Annotated in this window: 14 protein-coding genes; 2 read left to right on the forward strand and 12 right to left on the reverse strand. The window is 43.7% G+C overall.

All coding sequences use genetic code 11. The annotated features are described in order from the left end of the window. Nucleotides 1-39: 39 nt before the first annotated feature. Together LY387_RS26970 and LY387_RS26975 are read right to left on the reverse strand one after the other, a co-directional pair. Entirely contained in the window at nt 40-510 is a 471-nt protein-coding gene (locus LY387_RS26970) for an integrase core domain-containing protein (protein ID WP_234498004.1), read from the reverse strand. Between the two features lie 277 nt (nt 511-787). After that, the gene (locus tag LY387_RS26975; protein ID WP_234498005.1) at nt 788-991 is read right to left on the reverse strand and encodes a hypothetical protein; all 204 of its coding nucleotides are present in this window, start codon (nt 989-991) and stop codon (nt 788-790) included. A gap of 85 nt (nt 992-1,076) precedes the next feature. Here LY387_RS26975 and LY387_RS26980 point away from each other — a divergent pair, with 85 nt between their 5' ends. Both LY387_RS26980 and LY387_RS26985 read left to right on the forward strand, forming a co-directional pair. Then, nucleotides 1,077-2,603 carry an S-type pyocin domain-containing protein gene (locus LY387_RS26980; RefSeq protein WP_234498006.1) on the forward strand — a complete coding sequence of 509 codons (1,527 nt, stop codon included), beginning with the start codon at nt 1,077-1,079 and terminating at the stop codon, nt 2,601-2,603. Next, nucleotides 2,600-3,085: a DUF6392 family protein gene (locus LY387_RS26985; protein WP_234498007.1), complete on the forward strand. Its 486-nt coding sequence runs from the start codon at nt 2,600-2,602 to the stop codon at nt 3,083-3,085. Before LY387_RS26980 ends, LY387_RS26985 begins: the two co-directional genes overlap by 4 nt. Before the next feature lie 90 nt (nt 3,086-3,175). On the opposite strand, the gene LY387_RS26990 is transcribed toward LY387_RS26985, so the two are convergent. From LY387_RS26990 to LY387_RS27035, 10 genes are all read right to left on the reverse strand, one after another. Next, a complete protein-coding gene (locus LY387_RS26990; protein ID WP_234498008.1) occupies nt 3,176-3,493 on the reverse strand; it encodes a hypothetical protein in 318 nt (105 codons plus the stop codon). Continuing rightward, entirely contained in the window at nt 3,483-4,139 is a 657-nt protein-coding gene (locus tag LY387_RS26995; protein WP_234498010.1) for an AAA family ATPase, read from the reverse strand. The genes LY387_RS26990 and LY387_RS26995 overlap by 11 nt, the downstream gene beginning before the upstream one ends. 342 nt (nt 4,140-4,481) lie before the next feature. Next, nucleotides 4,482-5,609 (reverse strand): hypothetical protein, encoded by a 1,128-nt coding sequence (locus LY387_RS27000; RefSeq protein WP_234498011.1) that lies wholly within the window; start codon nt 5,607-5,609, stop codon nt 4,482-4,484. 571 nt (nt 5,610-6,180) lie between these two features. After that, nucleotides 6,181-7,272 (reverse strand): sel1 repeat family protein, encoded by a 1,092-nt coding sequence (locus LY387_RS27005; protein ID WP_234498013.1) that lies wholly within the window; start codon nt 7,270-7,272, stop codon nt 6,181-6,183. Next, the gene (locus LY387_RS27010; RefSeq protein ID WP_234498015.1) at nt 7,262-10,915 is read right to left on the reverse strand and encodes a LysM peptidoglycan-binding domain-containing protein; all 3,654 of its coding nucleotides are present in this window, start codon (nt 10,913-10,915) and stop codon (nt 7,262-7,264) included. Before LY387_RS27010 ends, LY387_RS27005 begins: the two co-directional genes overlap by 11 nt. 9 nt (nt 10,916-10,924) lie before the next feature. Continuing rightward, nucleotides 10,925-11,446, reverse strand: a complete 522-nt coding sequence (locus tag LY387_RS27015; RefSeq protein ID WP_234498016.1) for a DUF4123 domain-containing protein — start codon at nt 11,444-11,446, stop codon at nt 10,925-10,927. Continuing rightward, nucleotides 11,439-13,526: a type VI secretion system tip protein TssI/VgrG gene (tssI, locus tag LY387_RS27020; protein ID WP_234497961.1), complete on the reverse strand. Its 2,088-nt coding sequence runs from the start codon at nt 13,524-13,526 to the stop codon at nt 11,439-11,441. Before tssI ends, LY387_RS27015 begins: the two co-directional genes overlap by 8 nt. 27 nt (nt 13,527-13,553) lie before the next feature. After that, nucleotides 13,554-13,733, reverse strand: a complete 180-nt coding sequence (locus LY387_RS27025; protein WP_234497960.1) for a PAAR domain-containing protein — start codon at nt 13,731-13,733, stop codon at nt 13,554-13,556. Nucleotides 13,734-13,785: 52 nt separating this feature from the next. Then, the gene (locus LY387_RS27030; RefSeq protein ID WP_234497959.1) at nt 13,786-14,304 is read right to left on the reverse strand and encodes an Hcp family type VI secretion system effector; all 519 of its coding nucleotides are present in this window, start codon (nt 14,302-14,304) and stop codon (nt 13,786-13,788) included. Nucleotides 14,305-14,464: 160 nt separating this feature from the next. Beyond that, a complete protein-coding gene (locus tag LY387_RS27035) occupies nt 14,465-15,703 on the reverse strand; it encodes a type VI secretion system ImpA family N-terminal domain-containing protein (protein ID WP_234498017.1) in 1,239 nt (412 codons plus the stop codon). Nucleotides 15,704-15,747: the final 44 nt, after the last annotated feature.

Genomic DNA, 15,747 nt, shown 5'->3' on the forward strand with positions numbered 1-15,747 from the left:
CATTGATGTTTTGTAATGACCCAGTCGAAATTGGACAACTTAAGCTGCTAAAGCATACAGTTCAGCAGGCGTTTTCATCTTAAGCGCCTGATGTGAACGCTCGTTGTTGTAAAATACCAGCCACTTGCAGATGGCAAAGCGGGCTTCATTTAAAGAGTCAAAGTTGTGCATCCAGATATACTGCTCTTTGATGGTTCTTATCAGACGTTCAACCATGCCATTTTGCTGTGGCGTATGCGGTTGAATGAACTCCTGAGTCAGACCGTACTGCATCGCTAACATTGTATAGAGGCGAGAGGTGAAAACCAGGCCATTGTCGCTTCGGATCTGCAACCCTGGAGCAGCTTCGCCAATCACGCCATCACGAGTCAATAATGCATCCTCTAAAGCTGCAACAGCTGATTTAGCGTTTCCTCGTTTGCTGAGACTCCAGCCTAAAACTTCACGGGTATTAAAGCATGTCGGGAAGCGATACAGTGAAGTTAAGCAGTATACTGAAGATAAATACAATTAAGATAATTAAGATAATTAAGATAATTAAGATAATTATACCCCAGTCTCAAATTCCCTTTTTTCAAGATTTAGTTTTGATCTTCCTACTTTACGCACAACAGCAGTCCCTTCTGCGCTATCCAAAACCTCTTCTTACTTCAACTTTTTTGCTCACTTGGTGGATCAGCACCTCCTCATGCCACCCTAGCTCTCTTTGAATATTGGTCCACATGTTCTGTACGCAGCAATCAATCCCAGTATCCGAACTGATTTAGGTGGATGTAGTTTTTACAAGCTATTCGTTAACGGTTTCTTTCATAGGAGTGATATAAATATTTCCCTTCCCATCGGACGAAAAGTGAATGTTGCCAACATCAATACTTTTTTCAGTAGAGTAACTACTGCATAAATTAATGCTTTTACCGATAATAGTGGTCCCTGTTTCATCAATGGTAATTTCAGCGCCGTGCTCACCTAACTTGGTGGTTATCTCTTTCATGCTGTTTATCCTCTGAAATTGCTTATAACAAACTAGTTGCTTGTGATACGAGTCAGTATAACGTTTTTGTAGGTTGAACAATAGTATGTTGGAGAATGCAATCACCGTTGGAACGCGAACCAGCACTGGCGGAAAAGTTCTAACGGGCAGTGCTGGCGTCAAAGTTAATAATTTGAATGTCAGTGTTTTGGGCGATGAAGCCACTTGCCCCTGTGGGGCGGATGGCTGTCGAGGTGTGGGTCCAATCCGGCAAGGTAGTCCTCGAAATATTAGAATCGGGGACAAACTGATCGCAATGAAAGGCGATCCTGTTGATACCGGATGTGGGAATTGTTTTGTGCTTTCGAGTGGTGACTCAGTGAGACTTGGCACTCAAACATCTGGTTCTATTACAATGGGGACTGGCGTCTATATTGGGCAGGGTGTAGATATCAACTTAGGGGCGCGAGTCGCCGCTTTTCATGGTACATCGCCAGCCATGTCTCATCCTACTAACTCGTTAAGTTCACCTCTATCTTGGTCCTCACCAGAAGACAACTTGCCACCTCTTTCAAAAGTCTTTGCTAAGTCTTCCATGTTACCTTTCGGTGAGATTTCTGTAGGAAAGCATCGAGAAGTTGCTTCTTCTGTTGGTGAAGTTGGTGTTTATGCAGGCTCGGTTGAGATGGGAACGCTAGGTGGTATTTCTACTTTGGCATTAACAAGAATGTCCGGTATCGCATTGGCAGATATAGCAGGATTGGGGCTGAAAGTCGTGGGTCGTGCTGGTATTTTGTTAGCATTGAGACCGACTCCGTTAGGGGATGGGACGTTGTATGGCGATGGAGATATACAGGCCCGAAAGGGCGTTGAAACACTCATCCGGTTTGGTTTTGATGATGAAGGGCGAATTCATGGTTATCATGTTGATGCCACCGAAATTCCGAAGCGCTCCGTTCATCGAGTGGGTGATAAGTTTGTTGTTAATTTAGAGCCTGATGTCACGCTTGAATGGGTGCCAGTAGCGGAAGAGATTGCAGGGACGAAAATTCTAGTTAACCCCATTCCTGGGTTAGATTCGCATACCATCTACATCCATCCAGAAACGGAACAAGGGGAAGAATTTGATAATACCTATATTACTCCGATAAGTGATGTTGATCTTAATGATTACATCTTAACCTTCCCCTCTGAAACGGGGCTACCTCCTCTATATATTGTATATAGCAAGCCTCCGGTAAAACTATTGGAGGTGGATTATTTTGGTAACTTCAAAGGGCGACCTAGAAACGGTACGCATGCTGACCATATGCCTTCTCAAGCTGCTGCAAAGGGTTATCTAAAGAGAAGATTAGCTTCTTTCTATTCAGATAAGAGAGCTAAGGCCAAAATGGATGATATCGCTTCAATAATAATTCCTGCAAAGGTTCATCGAAAGTACAGTGAAACTTATGGGTGGCGAAATACAACAGAGCAAATAACTCAAGACTCAAAGGATTTAAGGGCTGCGGTTGATAATAATTTTGATGCAATTAAACCATGGATGCTAGAAGAGGGGTTTAGTGATTTTGAATTAGAACAGGCAAGAGAAAATATGCATCGTTTAAATGAACGTAAGGAGTGGTACAAATGATTGAAGTTAGCCGTTTGATTTCTATGATGGGAGCTACCCCTGAGAAAATTATTGAGGTTGGGTTATTGAAAGCAAACCAAAAACCTAAGCCTAGGTTTTCAGGAGATGATGAACTTGTTCTTGATATGGTTAGAGAAGGTTGTTTTCTATCGTTTAATCGGAAAAATAAATGCTTACAGCGTATATCTTTAACTTTGCTTAATGAGGATAAGCCTAACTATCGCTTCCCTAATGAGCTTCCTAAGCCTTTAAGACAAGAGATGACCAAAGAGTATGTTTATGAATGTATGGGGAGCCCCTATGAATCTAAATCGGCAGCTGTCGTTATGGGGGATATTATTGGAGGGGTTGATCATTACCTTATGAGACGAGACGTATTTGGTGAGTTATCGCAATTAGTTTATTACTCTCCTAATGAGAAGTTTGTAGAGTCAATCTCTTATATGTATACCAAAGACGTGTCATGGGGTGAGCTTCGTTAGAACTATTGAGCATAGTTTGTAAGTTAAGAATACCCTAATTAAGGTAATTAAGGTAATTAAGGTAATTAAGGTAATTAAGGTAATTATACCCTAATTACCTTTGTACCACTTGTAAAGTTCATCATCAGACATAGATGAAAGACGCTCAGTCATCAATCTAATGAAGTCTGATCGATTTAGCTCAACATTCTCACCATTAGAGTACGAGAGAAAATTAATTCTTTTAGGTATAGCATCCAAGTTTTTTGTTTCTGTTTTTGTGAGCGATAAAGTCACAGGTTCCCTTTTTTCACGATCTAGTTTTGGTCTTCCTACTTTACGAACAATCGCAGTCCCTTCTGCACTATCCACAAACTCTTCTTGCTTCAACTGTCTTTCTTGTGCTTGTAAATTTTTTCTAGACAACACTTAACATCTCCTTAAGCAAACAACTGATTTCTGACTTGGCTTTGCTGTCTTTCCACTCGTGAACACCGTATGCATGATGAAAAGAGTCCCTGTGTGCTTTTCTATCTGCTACCACTGTTTTCATCAATACAAATTCAGGATATTCCTTAAGTAATTGCTTAGCGGTTAACCTCTCTGCTTGTGTATTAGTTGGTGCCATATTGATAAATACTGCAACTTTCAATCCCTCATTGAAATCCCTTGCATTTTCTACTGTCTCAGCCATATGCTCCAAAAGCTCTAAGTCAGCATGACTCGCTTTTGTTGGCATAAGCATCAAATCAGCGGATAGCATTGCACTTCTCATTTCTCTACTATCCCTACCTGCTGCATCAACAATAATAAAATCATAGTTTTCGATTTCTCTTTTAAGCTGCTTGTTGATGTTACCTTCTAATCTGTTACAAGGAAATTCTTGCTCCTCTGTATCTGCCATTCTGCGCTGATTCCAACGATACAAGGTTCCTTGAGGGTCTGCATCTACAAGCAAAATTCTATCGGTATGTCCCTGATAATATTCCTTTGCTATAGCTACCCCCAAATTAACAGCTGTATTAGATTTACCAACACCTCCTTTTCGATGGCCAACGAGTATTATTTTTTTCAATTTATCGCTCCGATATAAGATCATATCTAAAATTATGCCAAATAATCTAAATAAGTCAATTATTAAATTTAAGGCATTTAAGGTATTTGAGGTATTTGAGGTATTTGAGGTATTGTTTATGAAGTGAACTTTAAAAACAAGAGAAGCCTATCGTTGATGTATGCCCCATCAGTACGCCATTTCGAAAGACGCAAAAGTTAAGTTCCTCCTCTAGAAAGCACGAATTTAGTTTTACAGAGTAGAGAATATCCCCGTCAATATAGAACCGCCCATCCTTAAGCGATTGGTACTTGTCAGAGCTGAGTAACATTTCCAAGTCATTCTTCATCATGCCAACCTTACCTATCGACGATTAACAGCTACCCGTTCAGGCATCAATTCAATGATGGAGTCGCGAAGTTCTGGTGACTCTAGCTCGTACTGGCCATGACTTGGGTTATAGAGTAAATTCGTTTCTTTCAGTCGTTTTATAGAATTGCTTACCGTACCCTGACTCACCTTTGATTGTTGAGGTATGAGCTCAAGGGTCTTCATCTTTTCAATCGTGTCTGGTGAGTAAAAGCGCCCTTTTTGACCAATCGCAACAAGATAGAGGATAGCAAAGTCGAGCGCCTTCAACGCAATCAATGACTTCTGCTGTCCACTCAAATCGTCTTCGAGAATATCATCACGATAAAGCTCAAGAGCCATGTCAAAATCCGACAGTCGAACATGGACCATTCTTTTGAGTATCTCAGTTAGACGCGCTGGCTTGCGTCCTTCCTGCAAAAAATAGTCGTTGATTTTCTCAAATTCCAAGGTCAAGCCACCCGTCGCTTTTTCAAAATTAGACAACTGGTACCGGACAAAATCATCACCTAGCTCCTCAAACTTTACTGACTGTGCAGCGTCGAAGAAAGGTGCTTTGGTTTCCTTGAATAAACGCTGTAAGCCGCTTCGTGAAGAACCGGTAAATATCCCTTTAATTTTAGAGTCTCGGCGGCTCGTCATGAAGGAGCGTAGTGTCTTTGTAAAACCGATGAACTTTGGGTCGGAACTGAGGTGTTGTACCTCATCTAGCAGCAGCAATATGGGCATATCGATCGCCTCAAGCCTTTCAAAAGCTTTAGCTGTATTGTCTTCAGCTCGCTTTCTTTCTGCTCGTGCTTTACCCCATAACGTAATTAACTCGAAAGCCGTTAAGCTGCGACCGCTATCCTTAACACGCTCAACGAACGTCGCATGAGCCGTAATCGCCTTATCCACGCCGTAAGAGAAGCAAGCAGCTGGATCATCTTCAAACAACCAGAAATCAACATAGACCGGAAGTATTCCGCGCTCAACGGCCATCGGAATGATATCATGTTGAATGAATTCCGTTTTACCACGCTTACGTGGTGCAAAAACAGATACTCGATCAAGAAGGTTCTTACTCATCCCATCAAGAATTTGCTCGGCAAGTGCATGTCTAGGAAAGATCCAATCTATCATGTGACCCTCGTTTTAGTAGCATTTAGTACGTAATTTACTAATTAGTAATTCTACTACTAAATACCACTAATTCAAGAAAAAAAACCCAATATGGGGGCTTGATAGTATTAACAGAGACAGTCTGTTGTTTCATGTACTCGTTGAGTCGAATACCCGAAATCTGAAAAATTGGTGCCTAGTAAGGCATTCACAAATTTAACGATTCCCTTTTCTGTAAAATCAAAATAGCTAGGTAAGTGCTCCCGAGGGTAATGTTGAGGAGTAGCGATAGCATCTCCCTCATCAATAATAAGCGCATGCAACACATTGCCGACTACGGCGTATCCTGTCTTGCGCATATTCTCAATTAGGTATTTGCTTTGCTCAACACCATTGAGCTCGATATAGACTTTTCTACCTTTAGAATCGGTTACGGTAATTACATCTTGATTTTACTTAAAAGTGTTACATCGCCCATCACTACTGAGAATCTAGCTTGTAACAAAATAAGAGTTAAAATTTGTTACTTTGCAGCAAAAGTTCATACTCCAAAGAATTTTTTGTTACCTTAGTGCGTCTTCGTTGTTTGTACTCAGTTCCAATCTCCGCTATCTGTAAACCCATCAATGTAAACACTAGAGTGGATAGATTCTGCAAATTTTTCTGCTTGTAATTGTACATCGGGTTCTTTCTCTGATTCTTCTGGTGAAAAAAGATAACGACCTGAAAGCTCTTTAATAATAGTGTTATAGTAGTATTGCTCAGGAGACCCATCCTGCTCTTTAAAAAGTTGATATTTAATCATTCTGATATCACCTAAAACAAACGACTTATTTATTAGTTTATCTTTTTCATCTTTATTTGTTGTGGCGAAATATAGCTTATAAATGGCCGGAATATAGTTATTGTTAGACGCTATCGTAAGAAGCTTAATCGCCAATTCATGCTGTTCTTGCGTATTCGATATATCTTTATTTTCCTCTTTCGAGTAAAACAAAATCGTACCAACATAGTCCATCAAAGGTTGGTAGTAGTGCGCCTCTGCAAAGCGGATGATTTCCTGAATATACTCAGCTCGAGTCTCCGTCGACTGGTCCCAGTTTTTTTGTTTGAGCAAAAAATATTGAGCACGTAAATCGCCTTTCTTTGCTAGATCCTCAAACCCCTCAAGAGCAAAAGCAAAATTTTCTTCGGAGCAAACTCCCGACTCATTTGACGTCCCCATTCCTACTATCTCTGCCAATTTATTGCCCGCAGAGTTTTTACCAAAATAATATCGACAACTCTCACTTCCTTCTGATAGTTCTAATGCCGCATAAGGGTTTCCTGCTTGCATCGCCCCATGAATTAGTCGATAGGCTTTACCTCTTAATCGCATCACAGGCAAGATTAAACGTCCTTCCCATAACATTGCCTCTGGATCGCCATTATCTAGTAATGGGTCTAAGAAGTTCGTTCCTCCGCTACCATGTTGAAGGCTAACCAGAAACTCATACATCTTATCTCCGGGTCTCACTGTGCTTGAGATGTACGGATCATCTGACACTTTATCTATATTCTCAGCAATAAAAGAGTCAAAGAGTGGGATATCATCTTGAGGGTCAGGCGCTTTACTGCACCCCACCATGCTAAGAGCTAAACCAAACAAAAGTATCGATTTTACGAATAGACGACTAAAGCACATTTGCAATACTCCACTCTGTAATTTCCTCCTCAGTTTGCGTTAGTTGCCAATGATGTTGCCCTCGACTCGTTTCAAGCGCAATCATCGCTTTTTCACCGACATACTGACCATTAGCCACTGAGTTTATTGGGTATGCCGCGTATTGTGATGCCACATATTCGCTGGTTTTTACACCAAAGACAAAACCTGTCGACTCTCGGCGATACTCACTCACTTTTGTCAGCACCATATTCCCACATAACTTTTTCGAACTTCTGTTAAAGAGATTTTCTAATACGTTGTTATATTGCCCACCAAACTCTTTCACAAAGCTCGCCAACCTAAACCACTGCTCTTTGTAAGTTTGCCACTCAAGAGGATAGTTTTTCTCTCCCTTAGGTAAATCTCCCATCGCAATCAATGCTTCTTTCCACTGACGCTGCTTGGCCTCACCTTGCTCCTTATCGTCATCTGCAAGCCATTGCATTACTTGAACAATCGCTTGTGCCTGTTTGTAATTGTCATCGCTAGAGTCTTGATGTTGAACTAAACAATTCAACAGATTACATAGGGTCTCAGGGGGAAGTTTTTCCACCCAAGCTTGAATAATCGCTTGCTCTTCAGGCTGCTCGACCAAAACTCGCTTTGCGATAGCTGGCGCATAATCTTTACTCAAGGTTTGCTTCTTGAAATTCCGTAACATCCCGGTAGGGATGAGCAGCGCACTACCTATGGTTAAACCAGTGGCGATAGCAACGGTCATCACATCATTCAATAGGGCATAGCTGGCGTTTTCTCCATTTTGGTCAACATCACCAAACACTTCTAAACGACGAAACTCCTTACGTTTCAACAAACTAAGCAAGTGATGTAAGAAGGTATCTGTTGCTTCACAATCCAGCGCTATCGCCATTTTTCCACTACCTCCAGAGCCGACGACAACACCTGCGCTAGCAATCAGCAGCAACATGTTACCTTGCAGTTTAAGTTCAAAATAGGAGTTTGCACCAATACCATAAGAGGCTGAAAGTTCACCATCAATAGAACCAAGTTTGGTTCGTGGCGCGTTATCTACTGGCGATCGCCAGTATACTTCTGCTCCAAGTTTTCCACCCGCTTTGATGCCCGCAAACGCATTCACGCCCATTGATGCTTCACTGGCTATTTTGGCACGCTCTGCAGACCTTAAATCACCGCCATCTAACCCATAAGCATCATGAACATTGGCATCAAACAAGCCAACCGTGTTGCCCTTGATCCCAAAGCCGTCATCCACACTCGTCGGACCAAATTCGACCTTGCTGCTTAATTGACAAGAGGCGGCGGCAAGGCCATAAACAGACCCAGCAATACAAGCACTAAAGCGGCCAAGTTCAAACGTCTGAGGCTCTTTATTCTTATCTATCCAATTCCAAATGAGCTCATGGTCTTTCACTTTGTCAGGAGAGAATTTCGGAATATCTTTATTTTCAGGGAGCGCAGGAAGCCAACACGTAAATCCAATTTGCCCCTGCAAAGCGGTTAAGTTCGCAGAAGCCGTACCAGATGTACCAAAATGAGTCGGTTTTTTGATCAACGTTTGATAGGACTCGAACGGCTGATTCAGACTTTGCTCCGACTGAGTCACAAAGCGAAGAAATTGCGCGCCCGCATCTACGCTGTAACTGGGAACCTTGGTCTTATCTTTGTATCGAATATGGTAACTGTCTTGCCAAAACGAAGAGGTTGACTCCAATTGTTGTATTATCGGCAATAATCCAACCGTCATGTTTGGCTCACTCAGCGCTTCCACAGCCTCATTGATGTTCGATGCTTTCACGACCTTATCGCTGTTATTGACGTCCTCAAAAGTAATGTGTTTTGTGAGTACTTTGACATGAAAGCCTGAGCGGCAGTCGCCTTCATTTTCCGGCAAGTACCATTGCGGCCCTCGCACATAAAATACCTTCCCATCAGAAAGTAAACTGCACTCCACCACTTGAATGTCGTTGAATTTCGCTTGGTTGATAAAACCAGGCTGGCTGATAGGCTTAGGTTTAAACGCAGATTCATCCCATAATGACGTTAACACCACAGGTAGAGTATTGGTCTCTGAAAGCAAAAAACGCATGCCTTGAGCCCCTTTTTCCGCCTTCTCTTGCGCTAAGTATTTCAGGGCATCAAGACGAGCAAGCGCGACTTTTTTTATCCAAAGCAGCCAACGAAAGAGTTCATCAAATGGGGTTTTATGCCCACCAAACAGCTCCGTGAGCGCTGACTGATGAGTTTCAAGAGTCGCATCAACCACCAATATGAGCGCTTTAGTCGGGTAATACGACCAGTCATAATCAACATTATTGAAGGTATCAAACAAGTTGTATGATGCTGTCGGCACATCCAATTCAGGCCCTTTCAATTCTATATACAGTTCTTTGATGGCGGTAACGACATGTTCAGCTTTAATATCAAGTGGTTTTGCTTGGCCATTAACCGACTCACGCCATGCGAGAGGCTCAAAAGCCTTTGGCCCTTGGTTGCGTGGTAAAGTCCCTTCCAGTTGGTCAAGTCTCAAGCTCTGCTCTTTCACCACTAAGCCATGTTGATTGAGATAACGCAGCGCACTGGCACACATCAACGAATCGGTATCACCATAAATTGGGACCAACTCATCAAAAGCGGAGTTTAGATGCTCCCCCCAGGCTTCGACATAGGCACGAGCCTCCTCATGAGAGCTTAATGCGATTTCATCGTCTGTTTTAAGCACTTCTCGTGCTTGTCGATATTGTTTCACATAGGCATGCAGTGTGCGCTCTTTTTGCGTAGTAAAGTATTCAAGTGACTTAACATAGACAAAGTGACTGCCATCTTCTGACACGTTACTGGTCGCGAGTTTTTCGGCGGCTTGCTCCAGACTTGTTACTTCTTCATCAATACGTTTAAGTACTATTGCTCGAAGCTGCTGATCGACGGTTTGATTGAAATACGCTTGCGCTTGCTGGCTCTTCTCTTCCACTCGACCATGATAAAGGTTTGAAAAATTCAGATATATCGTTCTGTTTTTCGCATCTTCATCTTCTGCAATCTCAGCTCGGGACGCTTCTAAGTCTATATTGACGAGGGCGGCAGCAGACAACAAGAAATCATTCGCTTTTTGTTTACCATAAGCTTGTGTCGTAATGACGGCTTTTGTTAATAGCAAAGTACGATACGTCGTTCGGTCAGCCTCACTCATAAATTGCTCATGCGTTTTAGCTGAGAATTTAGACAACACCCCAAGACGATTCAAATGCTGTAACGTTGCTTTTGCATCGTTCGGGTTTATCCCTTGCGCCATCGCCGCTTTTTCTTCTAACAATTGCGTCTTAGCAAACTCAGAAATTGCATACCACATTCGTTCGCCCGTTTTGGGGTGGGAAGGAACATATAAAATATCAGCCCACTCTCGACGCTTACCTTCACAAGTATCATTGCCGCCATTCATCTCTGTTGACGCTTTAACAAAAGCGATACGAGAGCCATCGGTTTCAACTACTTCTGGTTGGCTGATGGTTAAAACATTATCTTCATAGATGAGATCAAGGTGTTTGATTTGCTCACTGTTGAGTTTCGCTAACGCTTCAGGCGTCGTGTTGAAACGCTCTGCTATAAGAGATAAACAGTCACCTTGCTTGATTTTATACAACATATCTTTGACCTAATGTTTAAAAATGGAGGAGGTCAACGCATAGGGAGGCGTTGCATTTTCGCCCTCAGGGCGAGACAATGTTTGAAGTCTCTGATCTGAACTGAGCCAATTCACCGCACTGGCTTCACCAAGTAGGACGCGTTTATCCGAGTCATTTAAACCCTGTGCATAAGCCTCCCAAAAGGCATCGGTATAAAAGCGCACCATGATGGGTTGACGGTCAATCTCGACCAGAAAAATCGATTGCAGATGAGACCGCCACTTCTCGACAGAGATAGACTCCCCCACATCAAAAACGACCGCACTGGTCGCAAAACCCGGAAGCGATAAGCAAGAGAGCGCCGCTTCACGATGACTTCCTAAGTCGATAACCATCGGACTTTTGTCCAACGCATAATCAAACGCACTCCCCGCGTACAATGCAAACGCTTGTTGTACAGGACCGTGAGATTTAAGCACGTCCATGGCATTGGGAACACGAAGGGTATCGACAACTAACCAGTATTTCATCATCACGTTTCTATCATTCACACTGACAATCCTCACGAGTACATAAACCATCCACCTGACGACCACATATCGGTGCCATCGGTACATTGGTGGCGGCCATCGTGAGTAGCACGGGCTCAGTGACCTGAATGGGCAGCGCCTCATCAGGCATCGCTGGGCTTTCAATACCTAATGGTAAGGAAGGTAATTGACCTGCCACTCCCTTCCCACTGCCGGCACTACCTCCAGAGTTTAAATTGATCCCCGTACCCACCAAGCTGACACCGGAAGCATCGATTTTGATAAAGCTGCCGCCGACTTCTAATGTCAGCTCACTGCTGGCCTCAATCACCACTTTTTGCCCAGCCTTAAGGTGGACTTCGTCTTTGGCTTCCATGGCATAACGTCCATCGGTTTTATGGTGCATATCGCCACGGACACTCAGCGAGTGATCTTGTTCAATCTGTTGATGATAATGACCACCAACCGTATGATGTTCATCCTGTTTAGTATGGGTAAAACGCGCATTGTCAATGGTGGTGTGTTGATCGTGCTTTATACTCACCACCTGATCATTTAAAACATCGGTCTCCATGTCTTTCTGTGCGTGTAAATACAGTTTTTCTTGTCCCGCTTGGTCTTCAAAACTCAACTCATTAAAGCCTTGGCCTTGGTGGGTTTTACTACGAAGGACGGTCTTAGTCTTATGCTCTGGTAACGGGTAAGGAGGCACATTAGTTTCATGGTAAGTGCGCCCCGTCACCATGGGTTGATCAGGGTCACCATGAATAAACGACACCACCACTTCGTCGCCCACACGAGGCAATGCCATGATCCCGTACTGTGAACCTGCCAGTCCTTGCGCCACACGTATCCAGCAGGAGGCGCTGTCATCATTGGCACTGTAGCGATCCCATGGAAACTGTATTCTCACTCGCCCATATTGGTCACAGTGGATCTCTTCTCCCTCAGGCCCGACCACCACAGCAATTTCAGGTCCATGAGTCAGCGGCTTTAACGTTGGCGACGCACGCCAAGTGTTATCGGCAGGAATGAGTTTAAAGGTATTGTGATACGTCGTTGCACCGCTTCCTCCTTCTTCTTCGAGCGCTTGAGGCTGACGCCCTTGGTGATGAACATTGACCACCGCCCAATCGCGGTTACTCGACGCATCCATGTGGTCGGTCAGCGAAAAACGATAACCGGCACGAAGCAAAGGTTCGTTGCTTTGACCTGAAACGGTATGCTCTTCCCGGCGCAAGTAATCCAACCGTATTTGGCTCAAGGCTTTGCCTTGTTGGTTATCCTTATAGCGACCGGGAAAGTCAAAGTAGGCGTAGTCGTCTCGTTGATAATCCAGTTCACGGCCATGAGCCGACTGGGTAAAACGATAATCCGGTTTTTGGAAACTGCGATCTTCGAGCGCCACCTCCGCCACGCCTCGTTGAGTGTGTTGTTCAAACGTGGAAATGAACGTCGAAGGCGCCACCCCGCCACCATTATGGTGATAGGTGACAGGCTCTGACAACATCGGCAGCATCACAGAGGCATCACTAAAGACGACCGTATGCTTGCCTGCAATATGCTCATGGTGATACACCAACCCTTCTTCTGCGGCAAGACGCTCAATAAACGCCAGGTTGGTTTCGCGGTATTGCATACAAAATTCTCGAAGTGGCATATCTCGAGTCAGAGCAAAGGCATAATCTTGTATACCCGCTTCTTGGAGCAGTGTTGATATGATTTCGGAAACACTTTGCTTTTGAAAGATACGGCGGTCATGGTGAAGCGATAAACGCATCATCGATGGCACTAAAGAAAGTCGATAAAACGTATAATTATGCCCGGTGTCACCGAGTGTGAACCCACTGACCACCCCGTGCACGCGTTGAACACATTCCCCGTCTTGAATAATGTGCAGCTGTGCAAACTGATCCACGACATCAAACGCACTCAAATCCGAGCGACGACTGGCTAGACTGATATCATAATGAAAGCCATGGCAATCAGAAAAAAACGACGCCTGATGAGACAGGCTCTCATGACCATCAAAGTCACGAACCACAAACGTGTTCTCATCCAGTCCGTCAATGGTGAGGGTAAATGCTAACGACAGAGCCATGTTGACCTCTACATGATTGAGTATTGTTTATTCGCCAATATTGACACTTGAACCACCAACGATCACACCACCACAACTGATGGCATCACCTTGGCGCACCACGCTCTTACCATCAATCTTAACGGTCGGTGAACCACTTATAATGACCGTTGCTGGGTAGTCAGCATGACCAGACCCCATATCTCCAACCAATGCACCTTGTGCCATCTTATTCTCCCAAAGGTAGCGCCATCACAAACGTGATGGCGCGAGTTAAACCTTATGCTTCGACAGGTTTACGCCAGTCGTCCGCACCAGACGTGCCGGCATTAATGTGGTCCCAAGTGATCTTACGGTAGGACAGAGAAACCGTAATATTTTGAGTGAAACACGCGTTTGCTGGATCTTGGCAATGTGGCATTTCGCATTTGATGTCAACAATCGATGCGTTTTCCAGTTTTGTTGTGAAGAAGTTTTCTTGCTTGCCTTCCAGCGAAGTGCGGTACCACTTCAGCTCCACATTTTTCAACTTTTCACCGGACGCAAGCGCGTTGTACATCAGTGGTACGGCTTTGTTGAGTGAAACGGTAAACTGAAGAGGTTTATGAACACGTTGACCTGATGGGTTACCAGATTGTGGGTCAGTCGGTACCGTCACCACATGGCCAAATTGTTGTACGAGCATTTCGTCTTCGTGACCTTCAACGTAAGCATCACCAATAGAGTCTGGTGTACAAGCGCCTGCCGTGATAAGCCCCTGAGTTTGGCCTTCAATAGAGATATAACATGGAGTTGGCATAGCAATATTCCTCTTAATTTATGAATGTATGCAACATAGCTACATCAAGAAGCATGCCATAAAATATTATTATTATTTATCAACACCTTGACTAACGAATGATATTTTAACCAGGCAATGGATTGCTCAACTGGGCAATCCATCGCTCGAGTCGAGCAAGTTATTGCTCAAGCGGGAGGTTTTTTCGTTGTTTTTGATTGGACATTTCACGATGTAATTGTGCCCATTTCCAGCTCACATCATTCAAACGTCCTGTCAGGATATCGAGTTCTTTTTGGGCGTCTTCTCGCTTATTTTCCTTCATTAAACGTTCGATATAACCAATACGTCCATACACTGGTGAAAGGCTAATGGCATAAGTCTCTAGTGAATGCAGTGCTTGATATTGTGGCATTCCTTTGTACTGTCCAACCACGTTTGCAACTCGAGTACGAGTATTTTGAAAACGTTCAACCCGATTATCAACTCGTTGTATCGCAACGTATTGCTGTGAAAGGACTTTCTTTCGAACAGGTTGTGCCTCCAAAGGAGATAGCCGCTCAAATGCCATCAATATTGATTCTATTTGTTTTTTTTGAACGCCAAAATCTTGGCTCAAATGAACATCAACGTCCTTAACCAAAAGTGTCGTCATGTCTTCTTTAATAAAAGGAGGCATCGCGGTTTGCTTAGCCAGCGACTCAATATTTAACACACGTTCAAAGTGGAAATATTGCCACTGATGCTTCCATTGATAAGCCAAGCCAACACTGACAGCAATAAGCACTGCCAATACCAAAAATAAACCTTGCTTTCTCCATGAGTGAGAGGACGGAGGTAACAACGTCTCTTTCAAACAGTGTGAATGGTCCACTGTATACCATTTAGCTTCAAGGCGATCGATATGCTCAAACAAGGCAAAGCCGATACTTTCGAAGTTCACCGCCAGAGTCGGCTGCTTAAGCTGCATCATTTGATGCAACTGATCACAATACCGTTCACAGCGGTAGAGATCTCGTAGATTTTCAACGTTAGGTTTCAATACTTTCAGCTCTTCCACGACTCTCGCATTCACCCACTCAAGAATGTCTTTGCGACCTTTCGCGATTTTACTATCACCATCCGGTAGCATTGAAACCACTGCATTCAGTAGCTCAAGACCGTTAGCCAGTCCAGACAAACCTTGAACCTTCATAACGGCCACAGCCCAATAACCCGCCATCAATAAATCAATGCCTGGCCCTTTGGCTAGCCACTCACATTGCGTTTTCACCTGCTGCCAATCAATGCCTCCCGATAAAGGACTCGCACGGCGATTAATTTCAGCTCGAACTGCTTCATAAGCAGAATACGTTTTTAAAGCCTGCGGATCTAAAGCAATCACATAATAGGTGTTTTGAATAAACAGAGACACGGACATAAGGTCAACTCAAATAAATTCGGGCAGCGAGTACCGCTGCCCGT

It is taken from the genome of Vibrio maritimus (assembly GCF_021441885.1).
GTDB lineage: Bacteria > Pseudomonadota > Gammaproteobacteria > Enterobacterales > Vibrionaceae > Vibrio > Vibrio maritimus_B.